Origin of the sequence: Enterobacter cloacae complex sp. R_G8 (assembly GCF_024599795.1) — a bacterium.
GTDB classification, from domain to species: domain Bacteria; phylum Pseudomonadota; class Gammaproteobacteria; order Enterobacterales; family Enterobacteriaceae; genus Enterobacter; species Enterobacter dissolvens.
In genome coordinates, this window is sequence record NZ_CP102246.1 from 458,931 (window position 1) to 484,622 (window position 25,692).

General features: G+C 56.8%; 18 protein-coding genes. 11 read left to right on the forward strand and 7 right to left on the reverse strand.

The window, feature by feature from the left end; all coding sequences use genetic code 11:
• Positions 1-11: 11 nt before the first annotated feature.
• The 4 genes from NQ842_RS02120 to NQ842_RS02135 are packed head-to-tail and all read left to right on the forward strand — an operon-like array spanning position 12 to position 5,701.
• Positions 12-2,270 carry a type I secretion system permease/ATPase gene (locus NQ842_RS02120; protein ID WP_257256457.1) on the forward strand — a complete coding sequence of 753 codons (2,259 nt, stop codon included), beginning with the start codon at positions 12-14 and terminating at the stop codon, positions 2,268-2,270.
• Positions 2,267-3,502: an HlyD family type I secretion periplasmic adaptor subunit gene (locus NQ842_RS02125; protein WP_248063613.1), complete on the forward strand. Its 1,236-nt coding sequence runs from the start codon at positions 2,267-2,269 to the stop codon at positions 3,500-3,502. The genes NQ842_RS02120 and NQ842_RS02125 overlap by 4 nt, the downstream gene beginning before the upstream one ends.
• Before the next feature lies 1 nt (position 3,503).
• Positions 3,504-4,964 carry a TolC family protein gene (locus NQ842_RS02130; RefSeq protein WP_047360445.1) on the forward strand — a complete coding sequence of 487 codons (1,461 nt, stop codon included), beginning with the start codon at positions 3,504-3,506 and terminating at the stop codon, positions 4,962-4,964.
• A 50-nt stretch (positions 4,965-5,014) separates the two neighbouring features.
• Entirely contained in the window at positions 5,015-5,701 is a 687-nt protein-coding gene (locus NQ842_RS02135) for a response regulator transcription factor (protein WP_014833650.1), read from the forward strand.
• An 82-nt stretch (positions 5,702-5,783) separates the two neighbouring features.
• On the opposite strand, the gene NQ842_RS02140 is transcribed toward NQ842_RS02135, so the two are convergent.
• Positions 5,784-8,630 carry a transporter substrate-binding domain-containing protein gene (locus NQ842_RS02140; RefSeq protein WP_228485929.1) on the reverse strand — a complete coding sequence of 949 codons (2,847 nt, stop codon included), beginning with the start codon at positions 8,628-8,630 and terminating at the stop codon, positions 5,784-5,786.
• A 451-nt stretch (positions 8,631-9,081) separates the two neighbouring features.
• On the opposite strand from NQ842_RS02140, the gene NQ842_RS02145 reads away from it, so the two are divergent.
• Positions 9,082-10,305: a tetratricopeptide repeat protein gene (locus tag NQ842_RS02145; RefSeq protein ID WP_118283899.1), complete on the forward strand. Its 1,224-nt coding sequence runs from the start codon at positions 9,082-9,084 to the stop codon at positions 10,303-10,305.
• A gap of 28 nt (positions 10,306-10,333) precedes the next feature.
• Here the strand turns inward: NQ842_RS02145 and NQ842_RS02150 are convergent, their stop codons facing one another.
• Positions 10,334-11,278 (reverse strand): omptin family outer membrane protease, encoded by a 945-nt coding sequence (locus tag NQ842_RS02150; RefSeq protein WP_063412045.1) that lies wholly within the window; start codon positions 11,276-11,278, stop codon positions 10,334-10,336.
• A gap of 44 nt (positions 11,279-11,322) precedes the next feature.
• Positions 11,323-11,673 (reverse strand): hypothetical protein, encoded by a 351-nt coding sequence (locus NQ842_RS02155; RefSeq protein WP_014833646.1) that lies wholly within the window; start codon positions 11,671-11,673, stop codon positions 11,323-11,325.
• A 269-nt stretch (positions 11,674-11,942) separates the two neighbouring features.
• Between NQ842_RS02155 and NQ842_RS02160 the strand changes: the two genes are divergently transcribed.
• Complete coding sequence (locus tag NQ842_RS02160; protein ID WP_257256458.1) at positions 11,943-15,500, forward strand: response regulator; 3,558 nt, start codon at positions 11,943-11,945, stop codon at positions 15,498-15,500.
• Positions 15,497-16,279, forward strand: a complete 783-nt coding sequence (locus NQ842_RS02165) for an aminoglycoside adenylyltransferase family protein (protein ID WP_192544996.1) — start codon at positions 15,497-15,499, stop codon at positions 16,277-16,279. Before NQ842_RS02160 ends, NQ842_RS02165 begins: the two co-directional genes overlap by 4 nt.
• 12 nt (positions 16,280-16,291) lie before the next feature.
• Here the strand turns inward: NQ842_RS02165 and gorA are convergent, their stop codons facing one another.
• On the reverse strand, positions 16,292-17,644 hold the full coding sequence (gene gorA, locus NQ842_RS02170) for a glutathione-disulfide reductase (protein ID WP_063412042.1): 1,353 nt from the start codon (positions 17,642-17,644) through the stop codon (positions 16,292-16,294).
• Positions 17,645-17,715: 71 nt separating this feature from the next.
• On the reverse strand, positions 17,716-18,558 hold the full coding sequence (locus NQ842_RS02175) for a 23S rRNA (adenine(2030)-N(6))-methyltransferase RlmJ (protein ID WP_046889498.1): 843 nt from the start codon (positions 18,556-18,558) through the stop codon (positions 17,716-17,718).
• A gap of 211 nt (positions 18,559-18,769) precedes the next feature.
• Here NQ842_RS02175 and prlC point away from each other — a divergent pair, with 211 nt between their 5' ends.
• On the forward strand, positions 18,770-20,812 hold the full coding sequence (prlC, locus tag NQ842_RS02180) for an oligopeptidase A (RefSeq protein WP_257256459.1): 2,043 nt from the start codon (positions 18,770-18,772) through the stop codon (positions 20,810-20,812).
• Between the two features lie 7 nt (positions 20,813-20,819).
• Complete coding sequence (gene rsmJ / locus NQ842_RS02185) at positions 20,820-21,584, forward strand: 16S rRNA (guanine(1516)-N(2))-methyltransferase RsmJ (protein WP_257256460.1); 765 nt, start codon at positions 20,820-20,822, stop codon at positions 21,582-21,584.
• Between the two features lie 66 nt (positions 21,585-21,650).
• On the opposite strand, the gene uspA is transcribed toward rsmJ, so the two are convergent.
• Entirely contained in the window at positions 21,651-22,088 is a 438-nt protein-coding gene (uspA, locus tag NQ842_RS02190; protein WP_003861223.1) for a universal stress protein UspA, read from the reverse strand.
• A 282-nt stretch (positions 22,089-22,370) separates the two neighbouring features.
• Between uspA and uspB the strand changes: the two genes are divergently transcribed.
• On the forward strand, positions 22,371-22,706 hold the full coding sequence (gene uspB / locus NQ842_RS02195; RefSeq protein WP_003861224.1) for a universal stress protein UspB: 336 nt from the start codon (positions 22,371-22,373) through the stop codon (positions 22,704-22,706).
• Positions 22,707-22,760: 54 nt separating this feature from the next.
• Here the strand turns inward: uspB and pitA are convergent, their stop codons facing one another.
• On the reverse strand, positions 22,761-24,260 hold the full coding sequence (gene pitA, locus NQ842_RS02200) for an inorganic phosphate transporter PitA (RefSeq protein WP_014833639.1): 1,500 nt from the start codon (positions 24,258-24,260) through the stop codon (positions 22,761-22,763).
• Positions 24,261-24,488: 228 nt separating this feature from the next.
• On the opposite strand from pitA, the gene NQ842_RS02205 reads away from it, so the two are divergent.
• Positions 24,489-25,685 carry an NAD(P)/FAD-dependent oxidoreductase gene (locus NQ842_RS02205; RefSeq protein ID WP_257256461.1) on the forward strand — a complete coding sequence of 399 codons (1,197 nt, stop codon included), beginning with the start codon at positions 24,489-24,491 and terminating at the stop codon, positions 25,683-25,685.
• Positions 25,686-25,692: the final 7 nt, after the last annotated feature.

The window sequence follows — 25,692 nt, forward strand, 5'->3', positions numbered from 1 at the left end:
ACACGCGAAATATGGAATCCTCAATGGCCAAAACCCAGGAGGAACAGCTGCACACTATCGCCCGTGATACCCGACTTAATGACGACACTCTGCTCAGAAGCATTGCCTGGCTGTCCGATCATTATGGTCTGGGTAAGAGCGACGATGTCTTGCTGGCTGGTCTGCCTGTTGAACAAACGCTCACACCCTCTTTAGCGCTTGATGCGCTCAAAAACGCCGGTATCACCGGGGGGCTCATCAAGCGTAACAGCGCTGAACTTCCCGAGCAGGTTTTCCCCATGATTCTGCTGCGCAAAGGTGCGGGCGGCATGGTGCTGCTTGCGCGCGAGCGTCGTAAAAATGCCGACGATAAATGGGATCTGTTTTACTCCCTGATCATGCCGGAAGTGGGCGACGAGCCGGTTGAGCTGAACCATGAGGCGCTGAGCGAACTGTATGTCGGTTATGCCATTGCGGCGAAACCAACAGCGCGCATTGACAGCCGGGTCAGCGATATCGCGCCGCCGCAACCAAAAGGTCACTGGCTGTTCAGTACCCTGTGGCGCTATCGCAGCTACTACCGCAGCGCCGCGCTGGCGTCGGTGCTGGTGAACGTGCTCGCGCTGGCCACGGTATTCTTTACCATGAACGTGTATGACCGCGTTATCCCTAACCAGGCCTTTACCACGCTCTGGTCGCTGGCAATTGGTGTACTGGTGGCGATGGTATTTGAAGCCATCACCCGTACGGTGCGTGCGCATCTGCTTGATACCGCCGGAAAGAAAGCGGATTTGATTGTCGGCAGCGTTCTGTTTCGTCAGTCGCTGGCGGTAAAAATGGAGCATAAACCGGCCTCTTCCGGCTCGTTTGCCAACCAGCTGCGCGAGTTTGAATCCGTGCGTGACTTCGTCTCTTCCGCCACCCTTGCGACCATTGCCGATCTGCCGTTCGTGCTGCTGTTTATCGGCATTATTTTTGCCATCGGCGGTTCGCTGGCCTTTATCCCGATGCTGATGTTGCCGATGATCCTGATCGTCAGCCTGCTGATCCAGTGGCCGCTGGCGAAAGTAATGAAAGCCAGCCTGCAGGAGGCCTCGTTAAAGCAGGGCGTGCTGATTGAATCCATTGAGGGCATGGAAACCCTGAAATCGGTTGGCGGTGAATCCTGGATGCAGAGCCGCTGGCAGAAATTCAGCGCCATGCAATCTTCCAGCGCGGCGGCGTCAAAACATTACTCGACGCTGGCAATGAACTCGGTGAGTTTTCTGCAGCAGTTGCAGACGGTGATGCTGATTGTCACCGGCGTATACCTGATCGATGCCGGTAACCTGACCCAGGGTGCGCTGATCGGGACCGTGATGCTGGCGGGTCGCGTAACCGCGCCATTAAGCCAGGTGATTGGTTTAGCGGTGCGTTACCAGCAGGCGAAAGCTGCGCTGAGCTCGCTGAACAGACTGATGGAACACCCGACCGATCGCAGCAGCGACATTGATTACATCAAACAGCCTGAGCTGAATGGCGATATTGAGCTGAAAGGCGTGACCTTCTCCTATCCGGCACCGCCGATGCAGCCGAACCCGGAGATCCTCAAAGGGGTCAACCTGACGATCAAACCGGGCGAGCGCGTGGCGATTGTCGGCAAAATCGGCAGCGGTAAATCGACCCTGCTGCGCATCATTGCGCGTCTCTATACCCCGGTGAAAGGGCAGCTCTTCAGCAGTGGTCTGGATGTGAACCAAATTGAGCCCTCCGACTGGCGTAACAACGTGGGCTTTGTCGGCCAGGAAGCGCGTCTGTTTTACGGCACCCTGCGTGAAAACATCATGATTGGCCGTCAGAACGCCTCCTCCGATGAATTCCTGCACGTGCTGCGTCTCACGGGGCTGGATCAGATTGCCGCGCGTCATCCGCGCGGGATCCACATGCCGGTGGGCGAGCAGGGGAACAGTCTCTCCGGTGGGCAGCGTCAGCTGGTGTCACTGGCCCGTACGCTGCTGGCGAGACCGAATCTGTTGCTGCTGGATGAACCGACCAGTGCGATGGACTCCCAGACGGAAGCCCTGTTCTTACAACACCTGAAAGTCGCGACCGCCGGGCACACGCTGGTGGTGGTGACCCATCGCCCGTCACTGCTGGCGCTGGTAGATCGCATGGTGATTATTGATGACGGCAAAATTGTGGCCGATGGTCCTAAACAGCAGGTGTTGGCCGCACTGAACGGCACACCGGCAAACGACAGTGCCCCTGCAAAAGCCGCTACTGGAAAACAGCCCGTGGAGGCCAGCGCATGAAATTCTTAAAGCGTAACAATAACAAGGCATTGTCCGCGCGTGATGCCGCCTGGATGAGCGATATCCAGGAAGCGCTATTCTCGCAGACCACGCCAAAGTCACGCCTGGTGTTATGGCTGATTCTGGTGGTGTTCGCCGGGTTTTTAACCTGGGCGCATTTCGCCAAAGTGGAAGAGATCACCAAAGGTGACGCGAAAATCGTCTCGAAAAGCCGCGAGCAAATTATCCAGAGCCTGGAGGGCGGTATTCTCGAAGAGCTGCACGTCCGTGAGGGCGACATTGTCGAGCCGGGGCAGGTACTGCTGAAAATCGACCCGACTCGCGCCCAGTCCAGCTATCAGGAGACGCTGCGTAAAGTGGTGGCGCTGGAAGCGACCGTTAACCGCCTGCGTGCAGAGGCCTACGGCCTGCCGCTGACCTTTAGCGACCGGGTGAAACAGTACCCTTCCGAAGTGGACCTGGAAACCCGCGCCTATAACAGCCGCAAACAGGCGCTGGAAGAGGGCGTGGCTTCGCTCGAGAAAAGCTACCGCCTGGCGCAAAACGAAATTGCCATGTCCGAGCCGCTGGCCGCGCGCGGCCTGCTCTCGGAAGTGGAGTTGCTGCGTATGCGTCGTCAGGCGAATGACCTGCAATCGCAAATCGTCGAGCGTCGTAACCGCTATCAGGCGGATGCCAACGCCGAGCTGATTCGCCAGGAGCTGGATCTGGTGCAGGCCGAAGAGAGCCTGACAGGACGTGCCGACGTGGTGAGCCGGACTACCATCACCGCGCTGGTAAAAGGCACCGTGAAAAACGTGCGAGTCACCACCATCGGCGGCGTTATCCAGCCGGGTGAACACATTATGGAAATCGTGCCGCTGGAAGACCAGCTGCTGGTGGAAGGGAAAATCAAACCGTCAGACGTCGCTTTCCTGCATGCGGGATTACCGGCGATGGTGAAGATCACCGCCTACGATTTCGGCATCTACGGTGGCCTGAAAGGGCACGTGTCTCTGGTCAGCCCGGACACGCTGAAGGATGACGCCAAAGCCGCCGCCGGTCGCCCTGACGACACCTACTACCGGGTGATGGTCCTGACCGACAGCAGCACGCTGACGGCGGGCGGTAAATCCCTGCCGATTATTCCCGGCATGATTGCCACGGTTGAAATCCGCACCGGTGAAAAAACCATTCTCGATTACCTGTTGAAACCTATCTTCAAAGCGAAGGAAGCGTTCCGCGAGCGTTAATATGAAAAGTAACTCTATTTTTATGCAGCGCCGTCTGGCGGCGCTGTTGACGGCCGCGGCTTGCCTGGCATCGGCTAAAAGTGCAGCAAACAGTGACGGCTTATTAGCCTTTGCGCCTGTAGACCCTGTGGTAAAATCTCGCATGGTGATGGCCTCCACACCGCCCGCACCCGCTGCGCCGTTAGTGGAGCAGGCGCCGGTGACACACGTGGCCGCCGCGCCGAAACGTGATAATACGGCCCACGCACCCAGCGAAAGGGAAATTCGCGCCCTGTTTAATGATGCGGTGAATACCGCGCTGAGTATCAGCCCCGAAGTGCGTGGCGCGAATTATAATACTGAAGCGGCAGAAGCGAATGTTGACGAAGCGAAAGGTCAGCGCTGGCCGCAAATTGATGTCGGTACCCGTTCCAAAAGTTATCAGTTTGGTGGTGGTGAGCGTCGCTACAGCGACAGCCGACCGGCGGTCACCGTGAATATGGCGACCACACTGCTCGATTTTGGCCGCACCAGTAACACCATTAAAAGCCGTGAAGCCCTGCATGACGCGGCGAAAAATAACGTCGATGCCCAGGCGGAAGATATCGCCTGGCAGGTCAGCAGCGCGCTCGTCGAACTGAGCAAGCAGCGCCAGATTATCAGTCTGAGCCAAAAGTATGTGGCGCGGATGAACGAGCTGGTTGAGATGCTGGACGGGATCGTGAAGGTTGATCAGGGCCGTCGCAGCGAGCTGACTCAGGCCCGGGGGCGGCTGCTCCAGGCGCAATCGTCGCTGGACACGGCCGTCTCACGTGCGCGAGATACTGAAATTACCCTTAACCGCCTGCTGGGGGACAAAAAAGTGCCCCTGCCTGCGGCGACGACCTGGAACCTGAAACCGGGTGAACTGACGACACAGCTTTCAGCCATCGACACGCATCCGACGATTCGTCAGGCTCAGGCGGAGACCGCGTCGGCGCTGGCGGATGCGGATGTCGCGCGCTCGGCCTCTTACCCGACAGTGACCTGGAATGTGGGTAAAAGCACCGGGCGCGACGAGCTCGGACGTGAACAGTCCTGGGAGACAGGCGTGAACGTGAGCTGGCCGATTTTCCGCGGCGGTTCTCAGCGAGCCGCAGCACTCTCTGCCGCGCGTCGTGCGGACGCCAGCAGAGAAACCATTGAAAAACAGTTACGCGATCTGGATAACCGCGTACGGGCGGCCGATCAGGATGCCCGTAGCATGCTGGAGCGTGCTGAGTTGTACCATGACTTAGCTTTTGAATCCGATCGCATTCGCCATGATTTCTTCGATCAGTGGTACCACCTTGGCAGACGAACCCTGCTGGATGTGCTGAGTGCAGAAAGTGATTATTACGGTAACCAGGTTGCGGAAGCGACCAACCGCTTTGACGCTTACGCTGCTATTTTTCGTAGTTATGCCAGTGCGGGAACATTATTGCAGTGGCTGAGTAAGCCCTAATCAGCCATTTTTATAATGAACCACACAGCAGGCACAGAAAGAGAGTGCAGATGAATCACTATTCAGGAAAGAAAATTTATATCGCCTTACTCGACGATCATCCGATTGTCCGCAAAGGGCTGGAGATTATTTTCAGCCAGGAGCCGGATTTCGAACTGAAGGGCAGTTTTGCCAGCCGTATCGACCTGATTAATTTTTTACGTACCAACCGGATTGATGTGCTGATCCTCGACTATTTACTCGGGGATGAAGACATCGACGGATTACCGATGATTAAGCAGCTGATGAGCAATTTTCCCTGGCTGAAAATTTTGATCTCATCGACGCTGGAAAATACCGCCATTGTCCGTATGGCCCTGAAGGCCGGTGTGCGCGGGCATATCGGTAAAAGTCGTGATGCCTCGGAAGTGGTGGAGGCGGTGCGCCGCGTGGCGGCAGGGCATATCTGCCTTTCCGAAAGCATGGAGAAGGAGTTTTATCTTATCTCCGAGCCGTCTGCACCCGGTGACGCTGAAGATGAGCAGCATGTGATCGACGGCATTGGCCGTCTGGATCAGCTCTCTGCGCGGGAGCTGGAGGTGTTACGCCTTTTCCTTTCCGGTATGTCGGTGCTGCAAATTTCTGAGAAGTTCAGCCGGAGCCGTAAAACGGTTAGCGGCCAGAAGAAATCCGCAATGAAAAAGCTGGGCGTGAAGACCGACCCGGAGCTGTTCCTCTGGCACGACCAACTGCTGTGAGTGTTGCCCGGCGGCGCTACGCTTGCACGGGCCTACAATAAATCGTGCAATTAATTGATATTATTGTCGATTGTAGGCCGGGTCAGCGCAGCGCCACCCGGCAAGAAGTACTGTTACGCAGTGCCGTCGCCAGGTCGCTTATCGAGCACGGCTTAAACAGACAATCGTTCATGCCCGCCTGCACACACCGTTCCTTAATCTCATGCATCGCATTGGCGGTAAAACCAATAATCCATGTCGGTGCCCGACCCTGCTCACGCTCAGCGTTACGCATCATTCCCGTTAGCTGATAACCGTTGATGCCCGGCATATTGCAGTCGGTGATCACCACATCAAACGCGGTGTCGGTCCAGATTTTAAGTGCCTCATCGCCACCGGAAGCCAGATGCGCGTGCTGCCCCAGCCAGGCCAGCTGTTTGGCCAACAGGATCCGGTTTGCGGGATTGTCATCCACCACCAGCACGTTAAGCGCCGGTAACGTTTCCTCCTCCTCATCACGCCGGGCAGGCGGCGTAACGGCACGGGTGACTTTAGGCAGGGAGAAGGTGGCCCTGACGGTGGTGCCAACATGCTTTTCGCTGGCCAGCGTGAGCGTGCCATTCATGCTTTCACAGATGGTTCGGCTGATATATAACCCAAGGCCGGTGCCCGCCCGACGATTGTCCGCCTGGCTGAACGGCTTAAAGAGCGCGGCCTGCTGGCTGGCATCAATACCCACACCGCTGTCCTGCACCTCGATAACAAACATCACGTTATCGGTGCCGGGCTCCTCGCGTTGCGATAAAGTCAGGGTCACGCTACCGCGGTCGGTAAATTTAATGGCGTTGCTCAGCAGGTTGGAGAGCACCTGCTTAATGCGCAGCGGGTCGGCGTAGACCTCGTACAGCGCGTCCGTCGGGAAGACTTTATTCAACTGGATATTCTTTTCAATCGCCACCCCCTGGAACACCCGCATCATGTTGTCGATGAGTTTGCCAAACTGCACGGGTTCCGGGTTGAAATCGAGATGCCCGCCCTCGATACGGGAGATATCCAGGATATCGCCAATCAACCCCACCAGACCCTCTGCCGAGTCGTAGGCGACTTCCAGCGCCTGAAGATCGTGTTCGCCCTTGCGCCCTTTTTTCAGGACGATGTCCAGCATGCCGATAATGGCGTTCATCGGGGTGCGGATCTCATGGCTCATGGTTGACAGGAACACCGATTTTGCCCGGTTAGAGTCTTCGGCGCGATCTTTCGCCTCGCTCAGCTCCGCCAGCAACGACTCACGTTCGGTAAGCATCTCGCGCAGCTGTGTGAGTTGCTCGTTCAGTTGCCTGCGCAGCGCTGCTTTGCGCACAATCTGTCGACGTAAATAGAGCGCCCATCCCAGCGCTAACAGCACCAGAACGGCGCTGAAGACACCCGTGGCAATTAGCACTTCGCGATAGCGATACCAGAAGCTGTCGACCACCACCAGCTCGTTGGGCCGCCAGCGGTTTGCCAGATTTTCCATCTCAATGGGTGAGATACTCAGCAGGACTTTATCCAGAATGCTCTGCAGCTCAGGGCTTGCCAGGCCAACGCCAAAAGAGATCCAGGCGGGGGAGTCGCCAACAATCGAAACCACCTTCAGCTTATCCTGAAAGTTGGTGTAGATCTGGTAATCCGTCATCACCAGAATGCCGATTGCCGCGTCGGCATCGCCGTTGGTGATGCTGGCGAGCAGCTGCGATTCATTGCCCACGTGGACAATCTTGATCTCCGGGTATCGCTCGCGCACCTGTTGTTCCACGCCGATGTTTTTCACCAGCGCCAGGCGTTTGCCGCGCAGGTCGGCCAGCGTGTTAATGTCGTTACGTGAGGTGGATGTCGCAAGGGCAAACGCGCTGCGTAAGTAGGGCCGCGTGAAGAGGATTTGACCCTTGCGCGCCTCGCTCGGCGTCACTGACGCGAGCATGTCAGCCTGCCCGTGGTTGACCTGGGCTATCAAATCATCGGTGGTATTGCCGGTCTCAAAGCTAAAGCGCAAGCCGGTGCGCAGCGACACCACGGAGAAGAGATCCGCCACCACCCCGCGCAGCATCCCCTTGTTGTCGATAAAGGAGACCGGCGCGGCATTATCCTGGCTGTAGATGAGTACGTTCACCACCGGATGGTGGGCGATCCACGCTTTCTCCTGGTCGGTAAAGACCAGCGACTTGGTTCCCTGCGCAATATCGACCCGATCGGGCTGCCAGCGGCGATAGAGATCCAGCTTTTCCTCTTCGGGTACCGCGCGGATGGTGGCGTTAATCAACTGGTTGAGCTGCGGGTTATTCTGGCTCAGGGCGAACCCCACCTCACGGTTGGGCAGCCGCGAGAAGCGCTCGATATGAATATTGTTTAAATAGTTTCGGCTCAGCGAATAGCTGTTTCCCAGATAGGCGCGTGAATGCCCAAAGGCCACGGCGCTCAGCGCTTCCTGATAGCTGTCAAACAGGCGAAAGCGCGCGTTGGGATAGGCCGCTTTCACCTGTGCCAGAGGCAGGTAGTCCCGGACCATCGCGACGTCGGTATTCGCCAGATCGTCGGCGAGAGGCTGGGTATCCCGGTCGTTAGCCCCCAGCACCGGTTTATCGCTGGCATAGGGCGTTGAGAAGACAAAGGCGTCGTTGGCGTCAAAGGCGGAGACCGAGGGGATAAGATCGATATCACCGCGCGCCAGCGCCTGCCACAGATCTTCCTGCGAGTCGTACATTTTAACCTGCACCGGCAGATTAAGCTGCCAGGACACCAGGCCGAGATAGTCGGCGCTCAGCCCCTCATATTCATGGCGCATATTGCGCATACCGAAAGGGGGCGCGTCATAGCGTGTGATGCCCACCGTCAAATGTTGTACATGCTTTAGCAGCGTTGCCTGCTCTTCGGTAAGCGGCAGACGATTCATGCCCTCAATCGGGGTGCGCATCAGAATCTTATATTCTTCGCTGTGTGCGGCGGGCATCACGAATAAAAATAAAACCAGAAGCAAAAAACGGCAAAGGTAGTGGCGCATAACTTTTATAACGCTCCTGAGAATAAGATACTGATAGTGATATTCTGATTAAACGGTAAATGTATTGTTATAAGACAAGGCTTGGTTATTATTCTGGTAGTCGTTAATAACGAAAAGCGCAATGTCAGGTCAGGAACAGTATTATTTCTACGCGATCCTCTCAATACTAATATAAGCCTGCATTTCTGCCTGCTTTTTGCTCCTTACATGTTACGCCATTACGGATTGCCGGGCACATCAAGACCGGTCTTGTCGCTAACGTGACCGGCGACCGGGAAAATAATACGCACGTTTATTTAATTATTGAGCCTGGACGATGCGCCGATCCTTTCATCCTCATTCCTCTGCTGCAAAACACGAAGCAATGCGTCAGACATTTACTGCGCTGGCGGAACAGTACCGTCATGCAATGGCCGTGGCGGACTATGCAACGGCGTCCCGCTGCTGCGAAAAAGCGCTGGCCGTTCTGCCGCATAATATGTCGGTACAGAGCGATTACGCCCTGAGCCTGATGCGTGAGGGGAAACATGACAAGGCGTATAAGGTCTATCGCAAAATTTATCAGTCGCCGCGCCGTCATGAAGCGTCAGAAACCTGGCTCGATGGCCTGGCGGAATTGTGCGGTCATATGGGCAAAACGGATGAAATGCGCGCCTGTGGTCTGGAGTCATTAACCCTCTCTGACCGGCGTTTTCGTCAGGGTACCGTCTGGCCACTGCCCCAGACGCCACCGCCACCTTTCCAGGCAGATTGCCCGGAAAAGAACATCATCGCGTTCAGTTTGTACGGCGATCAGCCGCGCTACTGCGAAACCTTAATTAAAAACATTGAGGCCGCCGCAGCGCTGTTTCCGGCCTGGCGCTGTCGCGTGTATCTGGATGACTCCGTGCCGCAGCACGTCTGGCAGCGGCTGACGCAGGCGGGGGCCGCGCTGGTGGATATGAGCCAGGAAAAGCACATCTACCCAACGCTGTGGCGTTTTCTGGTGATGGATGACCCGCAGGTCGAGCGTTTTTTAGTGCGTGACGCGGACTCCCTGCTCTCTGAACGGGAGCAGGTTTGCGTGGATGCCTGGCTGCGCTCGCCGTTTTATTTCCACCATATGCGCGACTACTTCACCCATACCGAACTGTTGCTGGCCGGGATGTGGGGCGGCTGTGGCGGCACGATCCCGAACGTGGAAGGTATGATGCGTCAGTTTGTGGCGAACTACCGGGGGAGCGCCCGTTTCACCGACCAGTATTTCCTCAAGGTGGCGCTCTGGCCCACGGTGCGGCAGAGCATTCTGAATCATGATGAGATCTTCGCGTTTCACCATGCTCAACCCTGGCCTGCACATCCGCCTGTTCGCTGGCAGACTGAGCACTTCCACGTGGGCAGCAACGCCGGGTTTACCGTACTGGCGGGGCCGAGCGAGAAAGCCGGCGGTGAAAAGCAGGCTGTCGCATTACGCATTAAGGGAGAGCGCTATCGCTATACGGCGGTGGTGCGTGATGGACAATGGCGATTGCCCATCCCATTCTTCCTCGCCGACGGTTTTCGCGCAGGCGAGGTGCAGGTTGAGGTTATCCGGGATAATGGCGTCTGAGCCGGGCAACGCGCCCGGCACGGTGTGGTTAGAAAAGGTACTTCAGGCCGACGGTGGTCATGACGTTCCAGTTTTCAATACCACTGCTATTGTCTGCACGCTGTGTTTCGCCGGTGCTGTAATCATAGGCGGACAAGCTGCCTTTTTTGTTGGTGGTACGGTTCCAGGTTCCCTCAATGTACACTTTGGCATTGGGCGTCACGTAATAACCGGCGTTCCCGGCAATTGAGTAATAGTTCTGGTTTTTAACCTTCGATCTGAAGGTGGTATCGGTCAGATAATGTTCATCATTATCTGACGAGCGTACCCACCCGCTGTATTTAAAGCTGCCACCAAACTCAAAACGTTCGTAACGGTAATGACCGACAAGGCCAATGTACGGCATTTTGTAACGCTGTTTGTAACCGATGACGGTCACCCCGGCCGGAAAATCACCGATGTCAGGTAATCCCGTATCCTCATCGGTATAGTGGTAAGAACCACCGGAGGCCTTAAAGCTATAGCGGCTCTCCTGATAACCGGCCATCACCCCGACCCGATAAGCGGGTTCGTTTAGCAGCCATCCCTTGATATTTACATCAAATTCGTTTGCGTAGTTCAGGCGGGTGTCAGGGTGTTTACTCTGATCGGTCCAGGCATCCTGATCGAGGTCCTGCCAGTCCGTATCATCCATATAACCGCCGCGGCTGGCGAGGGTAGTCCAGCCTGAAGCGCCGAGCGATACCCATGGCAGAAGATCCCAGTCAATGGAGCCTTTAATTATGGCCGCATTATTGTATTTCCAGTTGAGCTGGCTGTTTTTATGGCCGCCGGAGTCCGGCTCGTAAACCCGTTCTTTTGTCTTGCCGCTCAGGCTGCCCAGACCTATTTCACTGCTGACTTTTTCCGGGGTAAACAGAGCCTCTCCGGAATCTGCGAGGGCAGAAAAGGAAATGGGTGTTGCAAGAGTCAGAGCCAGAATTGAACGCCTCATCATAAATCCTTCAATTATGTTGTGGGTTTACCTTTGGATGACGATTACGCGAGCTGCGTGACCTGCACCCCTGTCTGTACCAGCAGCTCTGTTTCCGTCCCCGGATGGTGATAAACCTCATACTGCACGCCGTCCAGGGTGACGGAGCCTCTCGCTTTCATCCACTCTCCTGGGTCGGCATCTGCCGGTAACAGGTCGGAAAGATTGAACTGCTCCTCCGGTGTTCCTTTGATCAGCAGTTGCTTACTGCTGTGGTCAGGAAAAAGGTTCTCCTCTCCCTGGATCAGAATATCTCCGGGCGTGATCTCCACCAGCGCCGGAAATTGACCGTTAATTGCCTCATCCGTTCTGGCGTCAGCGTTATTATTGCTGCGGTCATCTATCATTTTACTCATCACGGATTAACCTGTTTATATATAGCAAATCCCGGGCATTTTTACCGGGGGAAAACAGACTCGCAACAAGTCCGGTCTTATATTCGGGCCCGGGCGTTAATTTTTTAAAAACAAGACCGACCTTAGTCCGGGCTGACCCGCCTATTGCTAAAATTCCCGCACATTATGACGGGTATCCAGACAATGCAGAACGACGCGCGGTTGCTAAAATTAAGGCTGCACCCGTCTGCCTATTTCCAGCTCTCATCTTTCAGGGAACGACTCAAACGATGCGCTTTATTACTGCCCGGTTAATTAGCCTTTTTTTGCTGCTTTGCAGTATCGGGCAGATTCAGGCCCAGGAACTGACCCTGCAGCGCCGCGTACAGGTCAATGCGCCGCATGTCCAGTTCAGCGATGATGTTCAGCAATGGCTGAATAACAATCAGACGCTTCATGTGGGCGTCTGGGGGCAGCCGCATCCGCCTCTCAGCGAAGGGATGGGGCACGGGATTTTCAACGGGATTGCGGCCGATTATCTGGCGCTGCTGGAAGATAGCCTGAAGATCAACGTTAAACTCCACTATTACAGCCAGAGTCGTGATGCGTTCCAGGCGCTGCGTCGCCATGAAATTCAGATGGTGGCGATGTGGAACCCGGAGCTGTGGCCAAACCCCGATCTGGTGACCACACCGCCATGGCTGCTGGATAAGGCGGTCTTAATGACCCCCCGCGAGCGGGCCGACGACGCGCCCGAAGAGAGCCCAAAAACGTTAGGTCTGATGGCTGATACCAACGCCAGTCCGGCCCTGCGGCGTTACTATCCCGGCAGCACGCTCCGCTTCCAGTCCTGGTATCCTTCGGCCGTCAGCGCGCTGGCGTTTAAGCAGATAGACGCGCTGTGGATTAACCGGGCCAGCGCGGAGTACCTCACCCAGTATCATCAGGCTCAGGGGCTACGCTGGCGTTACAGTCCGGCGCTGCCCAATCTGAACATGAGCTTTGGTGTGGATCGTCAGTTGCCGCAGCTGGCGGAAGCCATCGACACGGTGTTTAAACATATCCCGTTAGCCAGCCGTTTGCGTATCACCACCAGTTGGGGGCTTAACCGGAGCTTTGTCATCACCACCAATCCGCTGGCGCTGGATCAGGAGGAAGAGAACTGGCTGCGGGAGCACAGTCAGATTCAGGTGATCCTGGACAGCCGCCAGCGTCCGCTGTCGTTTCTGGAGGAGGGATCGCCAGCGGGTCTGGTGGTTGACCTGCTCAACCAGTTCAGCGAGCAGTATGATATTCACTTCACAATATTGACCGCTAATAGCGACGCCGAACTTAACGCGCTAAAGCGGGACAACCCGGATGCGCTGGTGCTCAGACAACTGGCTGACGTATCGCAAAAAACAGCCGCCTCCGTGGCGATGACCCCGCCGTTGCTTACTACGCCCACCGTGGTGGTGATGGATCAGGAGATCAAACGACCGGACGATTTTTCCCAGCTGAAGGGCGAAAAGCTGGCAATTATGGCCGACGACCCGCTGCTCCCATGGCTGGAAACCTGGTATCCCACGATCAAGCTGGTGTCGTTGACGGATATGGACGATGCGCTCGCACGGCTGAAAAAAGGCGATGTGCGCGGGGTAATTGCGCCGCAGTTTATCGCCAACTATCTGGTGACGCGCCACCATCCCACCCGTTTTCATCTGGCAGTGACGGTACCCGTGCCTCCCATTGATGTGGTTATTGCCGCGCAGACCGACACCAGTCAGCCGATTAATATCCTCAATAAAGCGCTGGCGGATATGCAACCGCAGGGATTGATGCAGCTGGCGGGAGACTGGCGACAAGCGGCCATCGATAATAGCGAAACCTGGGCCCAAAGTTCATTACTCAATTCCCTGGTGTGGGGCGTGTTGCTTCTGCTGGTGGTGACCGGGTGCTGGCTGTGGATACAGTATCTGCGCGCCGCGCTGCGCCGTGGCAACGTCCTGCAGCACCAGCTTACCGAGCAGTTACGTTTTACCCAGGCGCTGATCGACGCCTCGCCCGTGGCGCTCTACGTTCGCGATCGCAACGGCCATCTGCTGCGCTACAACCAGGCCTGGGCGGATGCCATCGGTCAGCCGGGCGATGCCTTCCAGGGGCAGCCGGTGACGGCGATCGACATTGCTGAACCCACGGTGCTGGCGAACCTGGACGCAAAATACCAGCAGGCGCTGCAGGATGGTCAACCGCAGAACTGGTCTGACAGCTTTACGATCAACGATCAGACACGCTACCTGCAGGGCTGGGTGGTGCCGTGGCACGACAGTCAGGGGGAGATTGGCGGTCTGATTGGCGGCTGGCTGGATGTCACCGAGAAAGAGCAACTGATTGCTCAGCTCTCGGAGACCAAAAGTAATCTGGAGCAGGCGATAGGCAGCAAAAACGCATTTATGCAGACGATGGGGCATGAAGTGCGTACGCCCCTCAGCGTGATCACCGGCCTGCTGGAGATGGAGCTTCAGGCGCTGGATGCGCGGCATGAGCATAATGAAAACCTGAATCTGATTTGGGAATCTTCCCTCAATCTGCTTTCGCTTATCGGCGATATGTTCGATGTCTTCCGCGCCGATAACCCGCAGTTGAACGGAACGACGCGCAACACGCATCTGCCGCAGTTAATCCACAGTACCGTGGCGCTTTACCGGCAACAGGCAGAAGCGAAAGGCATCACCCTGAATGTACTGATCGAGCTTTCTACCGAGCGCTTTACCACCGATCCGCTGCTGATTATTCGTATTCTCTCCAGTCTGCTGCGTAACGCCATTAAGCATGCAAATTGCCAGGAGATTGACGTTGAGGTGTACGAGGGCAGCAGAGATCCAGATGCCACGGCCATTCCGCTGGTCATCGAGGTATGCGATCAGGGCGAGGGCATAGATGGGGAGATGCTGGAGGAGATTGCCGGACGTGCGCATCACGTGACGCTGAAATCAGAGTGGACCGACACCGGATTCAGTTTGCCGGCCTGTCTGTATATGGCGCAGGCCGCGGGTGCGCAGGTGCGTATCGACAGTGAACCGCATGAGGGCTGCGTGGTGAGCCTTCACTTTAACGCCGTGCCAGCGGCCAGCAAAGTATTGACCCCTGCGCCGGTCGAACAGATGCGCAGCCTGCATATTCTTGGCGTGGACGACTATCCGCCAGCACGCCGGGCGCTGCAGCAGCGGCTGGAGTCCTGGGGACACCGGGTGTCGCTGGCGACACAGGGGGCGGAGGCGCTGTCGATGTGGCAGCAACATCCTGACCGCTACGATGTGATTATCACCGACTGTACCATGCCGGAGATGGACGGCTATGAGCTGGCACAGCAGATCCGCCATACCGAGCAGCTTTCCGGCCTGCCGCCTGTCCCGATCTTTGGCCTGACGGCGATCAGCGGTGCCGAAGCGGCAGAGCGCTGTATCGCTGCCGGTATGAATGAATATCTGGAAAAACCACTGACGGCGGAGAAACTGCAGACGCTGCTGGATCGTTATTTTGCCGTCGGCAGCGCAAAACCTGATCTTGTGAGTGATGCTACGCGGGCGCTGCAGGCCGAAATGGTGGAGGTTAACCGCCAGGATGCCAGCCAGCTGACGCAGTGGCTCGCACAGAAAAATCGCGATAAGGTGGGGCGTATGGCGCACCGTATCAACGGCGGCGCGCGCATGATGAACATGACAGCGTTGCAGGAAGCCTGTGAAGCCCTGGAAATAGCCTGTCACGACGAACGAACCTGGCAGGAGATTGAGATCCTCGTCGGGCGTGTGCTGGAAGAGATGACCCGGTTTAATCAGCAGTTGTCCTCAGACGAAGAGGTAAGATGAACGTGCTCCCCTGTGCACAAAAACAGATCCAGACCGCCTGCGCCCTTATCGAAAGCATTCTCGGGCGCGAGCTGATGGCGATTCATTTATACGGTTCGGCGATGGACGGTGGTCTGAAACCGCTGAGCGATATTGATCTGCTGGTCACGGTGCGTTCGCCGCTGCGGGATGAACAACGGCATACCTTAATGCAGAAGCTGCTGGCCATTTCGGCCTGGCCCGGGACGTCGGAAATTTACCGGGCGCTGGAGGTGACGGTGGTTGTCTGGTCGCAGATTGTGCCATGGCAATTTCCGCCCATGCGGGAACTGCAGTTTGGGGAGTGGCTACGGGACGAGATTGCAAACGGCGAATACGAACCGGCGCAGCCCGACCCCGATCTGGCGATTTTACTGACCAAAGCGCGTCAGAACAGCCTCCCCCTGCGGGGAGAAGCGGCCAGCACGCTGTTTGAGGCGGTTCCTGAACGCGATCTGCAGCATACGTTTCGCCAGACCCTCGCGCTGTGGAACAGGGCCGACGATCTGGAGGGTGACGAGAGGCATATCCTTCTGACGCTGGCACGTATCGGGTATAGCGTTGAGACCGGTCAGATCGCCTCCAAAGACGAGGCGGCGGCCTGGCTGCTGCCGCAACTGCCTAAAGCTCATGCGAAACTGCTGGCGGAGGCGCGTGCTGAGTATCTCGGGTTGGTCACCGTGGATTGGGCAGAAAAAATGCCTCAGATTGAGGCATTTGTCCGCGACGTCAAAAAAACGATCCTGGAAAAAATGGCGTAACGCCGTCCGGCATTATCGCATCGTCACAAACTCTTCCGCCGCCGTCGGGTGGATCGCCACGGTGTTATCGAAGTCTTTCTTCGTCGCGCCCATCTTCAGCGCCACCGCAAAGCCCTGCAGGATCTCATCCATGCCAAAGCCAATGCCGTGGATACCGACAATCTTCTCGTCCGGGCCGACGCAGACCAGCTTCATGCGGCACGGCTGACGGTGCGAGGTGACGGCGGTATACATCGCGGTAAACGCCGATTTATACACTTTCACCTGGTCGTCGCCATACTGCTCGCGCGCCTGCGGCTCGGTCAAGCCGACGGTGCCGATTGGCGGGTGGCTGAAGACCACGGTCGGAATGTTGCTGTAATCCAGATGCTCGTCCGGCTTGTTGTTGAACAGGCGCTCGGAAAGGCGACGGCCTGCCGCAACGGCTACCGGGGTCAGTTCAACCGCGCCGGTGTTATCGCCCACCGCGTAAATGCCCGGCACGCTGGTGTTCTGGAATTTATCGACGACGATATAGCCTTTTTCGTCGGTTTTCACGCCGGTCACGCCGAGGTTGAAGTTGTCATTCGCCGGTTCACGGCCAATCGCCCAGATCAGGCAATCGACGGTCTGGCTGCGGCCATCTTCCAGCTCCAGGGTCAGGCTGCCGTCTGCATTTTTAATGACCGCTTTTGGCACGGCATTGGTATGCAGGGTTGGACCTTCGGTGTTCATCACTTCCACTAAGGTGTCGACGATCAACGGGTCAAAGCTGCGCAGCGGCGCGTGTTTACGCACGAACAGGTGCGCTTCAGCGCCCAGACCGTTAATCACGCCAGCCAGCTCGACCGCGATATAGCCCGCGCCCACCACGGCAACGCGCTCAGGCAGGGCAGGCAGCTCGAAGAACCCGTCGGAGTCGATGCCGTATTGGGCACCCGGAATGTTCGGGTGGCTCGGACGGCCGCCGGTGGCGATCAGGATATGATCGGCAGTGATCGTCTCCCCGTTCACTTCGATCGTTTTGGCATCGACGAAGCGGGCAAAACCGTGGATCACGTCAACGTTGTTCTTACCCAGCACGTTGTCGTACGAGGTGTGAATGCGGTCGATGTAGGCGGTACGGCTGGCGATCAGCTTCTCCCAGTCGAAGTGGTTGATCGTGGTGTCAAAGCCGTAATCCGGGCCATACATATGGATGGCTTCACGGATTTGCGCCGCATGCCACATCACCTTTTTCGGTACACAACCCACGTTGACGCAGGTGCCGCCCAGCGCTTTGGCTTCAATCAGCGCACACTTCTGGCCATACATGGCCGCACGGTTGATGGAGGCGATGCCGCCGCTACCGCCGCCGATTGCGATGTAGTCATAATGCTTAGTCATAGCTTTTATCCTTAATCGTGAATTGCCGCGATTGTATACCTGAAATCAATAGTTTCCACCGATGGCTGCGATTACTCTGGCACGATCCAGCTGACGGTGGCGTGACCTGTCCCGGCAGGCACCAGGGTTTTATGCAGCCACGGCAGAACGTTGTTCATCTGCGCTTCGAGCTTCCATGGCGGGTTAATGACAATCATGCCGGAGGCGGTCATGCCGCGCTGGTCGCTGTCCGGACGGACGGCCAGCTCAATCTGCAGGATTTTGCGGATGCCGGTCGCTTCCAGATCTTTGATCATGCGCTTGATCTGCGCGCGCAGAACCACCGGGTACCACAGGGCATAGGTGCCGGTCGCAAAACGTTTGTAACCTTCGTTAATGCCGGTCACCACCGCCTGATAGTCGGTTTTGATTTCGTATGGCGGGTCGATCAGCACCAGGCCGCGACGGGAGACCGGCGGCAGTTTGGCTTTCAGCTGCTGGTAGCCATCGGCTTTGTCCACGCGGGCGCGGCTGTCTTTCTGAAACTCAGAACGCAGCAGCGGGAAATCGCTTGGGTGCAGCTCGGTCAGTTGCAGACTGTCCTGCTCACGCAGCAGCTGACGGGCAATCAATGGCGAGCCTGGGTAGTAGCGCAGTTGGCCGTTGCGGTTGAAATGATTCACCACACCAATGTATGGCTCCAGTTCGGCAGGCAGATCGTCCTGCTGCCAGATACGGGCGATCCCTTCCAGATATTCACCGGTACGCTCGGCGTGTTCGCCGCTCAGCTGATAGCGGCCCGCGCCCGCGTGGGTGTCCAGATAGAGAAACGGCTTCTCTTTCTCTTTGAGTGATTCGATGATCAGGCTCTGAACGGTGTGTTTGAGGACGTCGGCGTGGTTGCCTGCGTGAAAGCTGTGGCGATAACTGAGCATGGATGAATGTGTTCCGGGTAGTCAACGTGGCCCGATAAGCGTAGCGCCATCGGGCAAAATAGAGCGTATCGCCACAGTATACAGAAAAGTTTCCACGGCCGCGAAAGCGCAACGCCCGGCATTGAAATCCTCTACACTTAACCCCATTACTGAACCATATGCACAGCGCCGGATGCGCGCTTCATTCATCAAATTCAACAGGACAGCGTTTATGACCAATCCATTACTGACGCCTTTTTCGTTGCCACCGTTTTCTAAAATCCTCCCTGAGCATGTGGTTCCAGCCGTTACGCAAGCGCTGGAAAACTGCCGCGCGGCGGTAGAAAGCGTGGTCGCGCAGGGTGGGCCGTACACCTGGGAAAATCTGTGTCAGCCGCTGGCCGAAGTGGATGACGTGCTGGGGCGTATCTTCTCCCCGGTAAGCCACCTCAACTCGGTAAAAAACAGCCCGGAGCTGCGTGAAGCCTACGAACAAACCCTGCCGCTGCTCTCCGAGTACAGCACCTGGGTCGGCCAGCACGAAGGGCTCTACAAAGCGTATCGCGATCTGCGCGACGGCGACCACTATGCTGAACTGAACACCGCGCAGAAAAAATCCGTCGATAACGCCCTGCGTGATTTCGAGCTTTCCGGGATTGGCCTGCCAAAAGAGAAGCAGGTTCGCTATGGCGAAATCGCGGCGCGCCTGTCTGAGCTGGGTAACCAGTACAGCAACAACGTGCTCGACGCCACGATGGGCTGGACGAAGCTGATCACCGATGAAGCAGAGCTGGCGGGTATGCCGGAAAGCGCACTGGCGGCGGCAAAAGCCCAGGCCGAAGCGAAAGAGCAGGACGGTTTCCTGTTAACCCTGGATATCCCAAGCTATCTGCCGGTGATGACCTACTGCGACAACCAGGCATTGCGTGAAGAGATGTACCGCGCCTACAGCACCCGCGCCTCCGATCAGGGCCCGAATGCCGGGAAGTGGGATAACAGCCCGGTGATGGCGGAAATCCTCGCCCTGCGTCACGAGCTGGCACAGCTGCTGGGCTTTGACAGCTACGCGGATAAATCCCTCGCCACCAAAATGGCCGAGAACCCGCAGCAGGTGCTCGATTTCCTGACGGATCTGGCGAAACGCGCCCGTCCTCAGGGTGAAAAAGAGCTGGCCCAGCTGCGTGCCTTTGCCAAAGCGGAGTTCGGCGTGGATGAGCTGCAGCCGTGGGACATCGCGTATTACAGCGAAAAACAGAAGCAGCACCTCTACAGCATCAGCGACGAGCAGCTGCGCCCGTACTTCCCGGAAAACAAAGCCGTTAACGGCCTGTTCGAAGTGGTGAAACGCATCTACGGCATCACCGCCAAAGAGCGTACCGATATCGACGTCTGGCACCCGGACGTGCGTTTCTTCGAGCTGTATGACGAGAAAAACGAACTGCGCGGCAGCTTCTACCTCGACCTCTACGCCCGTGAGAACAAGCGCGGCGGGGCGTGGATGGATGACTGCGTCGGCCAGATGCGTAAAGCCGACGGTTCCCTGCAGAAGCCGGTCGCTTACCTGACCTGTAACTTCAACCGCCCGGTAAACGGCAAGCCTGCGCTGTTCACCCACGACGAAGTGATCACCCTGTTCCATGAGTTCGGTCACGGTCTGCACCATATGCTGACCCGCATCGAAACTGCAGGCGTGGCCGGTATCAGCGGTGTGCCGTGGGATGCGGTCGAGCTGCCAAGCCAGTTTATGGAAAACTGGTGCTGGGAGCCGGACGCGCTGGCGTTTATCTCCGGCCACTACGAGACCGGTGAACCGCTGCCGAAAGCGCTGCTGGATAAAATGCTGGCTGCCAAGAACTACCAGGCGGCGATGTTTATTCTGCGCCAGCTGGAGTTCGGCCTGTTCGACTTCCGCCTGCACGCCGAGTTTAGCCCGGAGCAGGGGGCAAAAATCCTCGAAACCCTGGCTGAGATTAAAAAGCAGGTCGCGGTTATTCCAGGGCCAACCTGGGGTCGCTTCCCGCACGCGTTCAGCCATATCTTCGCGGGCGGCTACGCGGCGGGCTACTACAGCTACCTGTGGGCCGACGTGCTGGCGGCAGATGCCTTCTCTCGCTTCGAAGAGGAGGGGATCTTCAACCGCGAAACCGGTCAGTCGTTCCTCGATAACATCCTGACCCGCGGCGGTTCAGAAGAGCCGATGGAGCTGTTCAAACGCTTCCGTGGCCGCGAGCCGCAGCTGGATGCGATGCTTGAGCATTACGGGATCAAAGGCTGATTGCTACGTGAAGATCTGCTTAGTGGATGAAACAGGCGCCGGAGACGGCGCCTTATCTGTTCTGGCGGCCCGCTGGGGGCTGGAGCACGATGAAGAAAACCTGATGGCGCTGGTGATGACGCCAGAGCATCTCGAATTACGTAAGCGCGACGAACCGAAACTCGGCGGGATTTTTGTCGACTTTGTCGGGGGCGCGATGGCACACCGGCGCAAGTTTGGCGGTGGCCGCGGTGAAGCGGTGGCCAAAGCGGTCGGTATCAAGGGAAGCTATCTTCCGGACGTGGTGGATGCCACGGCAGGGCTGGGGCGTGATGCGTTTGTGCTGGCCTCGGTGGGCTGTCATGTGCGAATGCTGGAGCGCAATCCGGTGGTGGCCGCGTTGCTGGATGACGGCCTGACCCGTGGCTACGCGGACCCGGAAATCGGCCCGTGGTTGCAGGAACGTTTACAGCTGATCCACGCCTCCAGCCTGACGGCGTTGACCGATATCTCCCCGCGCCCGCAGGTGGTCTATCTCGACCCGATGTTCCCGCATAAGCAGAAAAGCGCGCTGGTGAAAAAAGAGATGCGGGTGTTTCAGTCGCTGGTGGGGCCGGATCTGGATGCGGACGGCCTGCTGGAGCCTGCTCGTCAGCTCGCGACGAAGCGGGTGGTGGTGAAGCGCCCGGACTACGCGCCGCCGCTGGCGGACGTTGCGACGACCAACGCGGTGACCACCAAAGGGCACCGGTTTGATATTTATATCCCCTCACCCCAACCCCTCTCCCCATAGGGGCGAGGGGCTCGATCCTTCCCTCTCCCTGTGGGAGAGGGTTAGGGTGAGGGGAATTTAATGCACTTACTCGTCTTCTTCGTCACGCAGCGGAACAATCAGCATATCCACATGAACGGTGTTGATCAGCTGACGCGCTGAGGACATCAACTTGCTCCAGAAGTCCTGATGGTGACCGCAAACCACCAGATCCATATCGTATTTCTTGATCGCATCGACCAGCACCTGGCCCAGATCGCCGCTACCGCTTAAGGTTTCAGTGATCGGGTAACCCGCGTTGGTGGACAGTTCGCTCAGGGCGTGGTGAGTTTCTTCGGAGATGCGCTTCTGCATATCGCCGAGATTAACGTCGATCAGACCGGTGTAAAGGTCGGAGTAATTCACATCAACGTGAATCAGCGAAACTTTCGCGTTGTAGGGACGTGCCATGGATACTGCTTTATCAACCAGCACTTTGCTCTCCGGAGAGAGGTCTACCGCGATGAGAATGTGTTTGTAAGCCATAGTGTTACTCCTTCCTTAAGTTATCGATGACTAAACAGAAAGCCGTCGTCTGATGCTTTCATTACGGCCCAGTTAAACAAAATTTTCAAGCTTTGGTGTTGATAACGATTAACCTTGTGGCAAAAAAATTAACGGATCTCCTACACTATTTAATGAGCCGTTCGGATATTAAAACGCGAACCGGATCGACTTTTGGTCATTCTTTCACTGAACTGTCTGTCAGGGCATTGGGGTGCGGTAGCTCAGAAGCCTTGCTTCGTGGGCGGACGCCGGGGAGGATGTATGATTAGCACCGTCGCATTGTTTTGGGCGTTATGCGTAGTTTGCATAGTGAATATGGCGCGCTACTTCTCATCGTTACGTGCGCTGTTAGTGGTACTTCGTGGTTGCGATCCGTTGCTTTATCAGTATGTGGACGGTGGAGGGTTCTTCACCTCGCATGGACAGCCCAGCAAGCAGATGCGTCTGGTGGGATATATCTACTACCAGCGTTACCGGGATCATCATGATGAAGAGTTTATCCGCCGCTGCGAGCGCCTGCGTCGCCAGTTCATTTTGACCAGCGCCCTGTGTGGCCTGGTCGTCGTCAGTATGATTGCCTTAATGATTTGGCACTGAGCATAAAAAAAGCGGGTCAGTTTCCTGACCCGCTTTTTTGTCGCCTTCAGCCAATTAAATCAGCTTCAGCGCAATCCAGTACAACCCGCCCGAGAGCAGGATAGATGCCGGAAGCGTAAACACCCAGGCCATCAGAATGTTGGTCACGGTTTTGCGTTGCAGACCGCCGCCATCAACAATCATGGTACCTGCCACGGACGAAGAGAGTACGTGGGTGGTGGAGACCGGCATACCGGTGTAGCTTGCCAGACCGATAGAGACCGCCGCCGTCATCTGCGCGGACATGCCCTGCGCATAGGTCATGCCTTTCTTACCGATCTTCTCGCCGATGGTGGTTGCCACACGACGCCAGCCAATCATCGTACCGATACCCAGTGCCAGCGCGACAGCCATGATGATCCAGATTGGCGCGTACTCAATGGTGTTGAGCATGTCGCTTTTCAGTTTCTTCAGCAGACGCTTGTCGTCAGCATTCACGTCTGGCAGCTTCGCGACTTTGTCGGTCACGTCAGAGATGCAGAGCATAATGCGACGCAGCTGACCACGCTGTTCAACGGCCAGTTTGTCGTAGCTTTCGATATCGCCCAGCATGCCCTTGGCACGTTCCAGTGCGTTAATCGCGTTAGCCGGATGGCAGTGGAACTCACCTGGTGCGGTGGTCGCACCCGCTTCAGGAGACGGGATCAGCTGGTCAACGCCGGTTGCTTTCTTCAGCAGATCGGGATGCTGCTGGAAGTAAACTTCAACGTTGTTGATGGCATCACGGGTACGGGTGATTTCGTATCCGGAAGCATTCATGTTGACCACGAAGCCCGCTGGCGCAACACCAATCAGTACCAGCATCACCAGACCAATGCCTTTCTGGCCGTCGTTCGCGCCGTGAGAGAAGGCCACGCCGATGGCGGAGATGATCAGGGCAATACGTGTCCAGAATGGCGGCTTTTTCTTGCCGTCTTTCTTCTCACGCTCTGCTGGCGTCAGGTGGATACGCGCACGTTTTTTCGTGTTGCTCCAGTAGCGACGCAGGATGAAGATTAACCCACCTGCAACCACCAGACCGACGATAGGCGAGATGATCAGAGAGCCGAAAATGCCCAATACTTTCGGGATATTCAGCGCATCAACGACGGAAGTGCCGGTCATCAGGGCGTTGGTTAACCCGATACCGATAATGGCGCCGATGAGGGTGTGAGAACTGGATGCAGGCAGGCCGAAATACCAGGTACCGAGGTTCCAGATAATTGCAGCAAGCAGCATTGAGAACACCATAGCGAGGCCATGGCCAGAACTTACGTTAAGCAGCAGATCCGTTGGCAGCATATGCACAATGGCATACGCAACGCTCAGTCCACCCAGAAGGACACCAAAAAAGTTAAATACCGCCGCCATCACGACCGCCAGTTGCGATCGCATTGCGCGAGTGTAGATAACCGTTGCTACTGCGTTTGCAGTGTCGTGGAAGCCGTTGATCGCTTCGTAAAACAGTACAAAAACCAGAGCAAGCAATAATAAAAGCCCGGTATGTAAATCCAGGCCGGCAAACAAATGTAGCATAGGACGTTACGCCATTTTGAGGACATGAACGCGGCGCATTATCCAGGACAAATGCGCGGCGGGCAAAGTGAAATATAGACTTTTTTTGACATACCACCTGATTTGGGAAAAGTGCCTGAAAGGATATTCTTTAAATTTCAATGAAATGGCTTTGTAATATCTTTTTACGCTGGTGTGACCACAGAGGAAACTTTACAATCCGCGGCAGTGAACAAAGAGGGTTTTGACGTGGAAAGGTTTGATGCCGTGGTAATTGGCGCCGGTGCGGCGGGTATGTTTTGTGCGGCGATGGCCGGACAGGCGGGTCGTCGCGTGCTGCTGCTGGATAACGGTAAAAAGCCCGGGCGCAAGATCCTGATGTCTGGCGGCGGTCGCTGCAACTTTACGAACCTGTATGTCGAACCCGCGGCCTATCTGAGCCAGAACCGCCATTTTTGTAAATCTGCGCTGGCGCGTTATACCCAGTGGGACTTTATCGGGCTGGTGGGTAAGCACGGCATCGCGTGGCATGAGAAGACGCTGGGACAGCTGTTCTGCGACGACTCCGCGCAGCAGATTGTCGATATGCTGGTGGCCGAGTGCGAGAAGGGCGGCGTGGTGATGCGCCTGCGCACGGAAGTGCTGGAGGTGGCGCGCGACGAGCAGGGCTATACGCTGCAGCTCAACGGTGAAACCGTTAGCGCCGATAACCTGGTCATTGCCAGCGGTGGTCTGTCGATGCCGGGGCTGGGCGCCTCGCCATTCGGCTACAAAATTGCCGAGCAGTTTGGCCTGAAGGTGCTGCCAACGCGTGCGGGACTGGTTCCTTTTACTCTGCACAAACCGCTTCTGGAACAGCTTCAGACGCTTTCTGGCGTTTCTGTACCTTCCGTTATTACCGCCGAAGACGGAACGGTGTTCCGCGAAAACCTGCTCTTTACCCATCGTGGCCTCTCGGGGCCGGCGGTGCTGCAAATCTCCAGCTACTGGCAGCCGGGCGAGTTCGTCACGGTTAACCTGCTGCCGGAGCGCGATCTGGATGCGTTCCTCAATGAACAGCGTGCGGCGCACCCGAATCAGAGTCTGAAAAATACCCTGGCGATGCAGTTGCCAAAGCGTCTGGTGGAGTGTTTGCAGGGGTTAGGGCAGATCCCGGATGTTTCCCTTAAGCAGCTTAACAGCCGCGAGCAGGAGACGTTGGTAGAGACCCTGACAAACTGGCGTGTGCAGCCCAACGGCACCGAAGGCTACCGCACGGCGGAGGTCACGCTGGGCGGCGTCGACACGAATGAGCTCTCCTCTCGCACCATGGAAGCGCGCAACGTGCCGGGGCTCTACTTCATCGGTGAAGTGATGGATGTGACCGGCTGGCTCGGTGGGTATAACTTCCAGTGGGCGTGGGCCAGTGCCTGGGCGTGTGCGCAGGCGCTGGCAGAGAAGCCCTGAGGGAGTC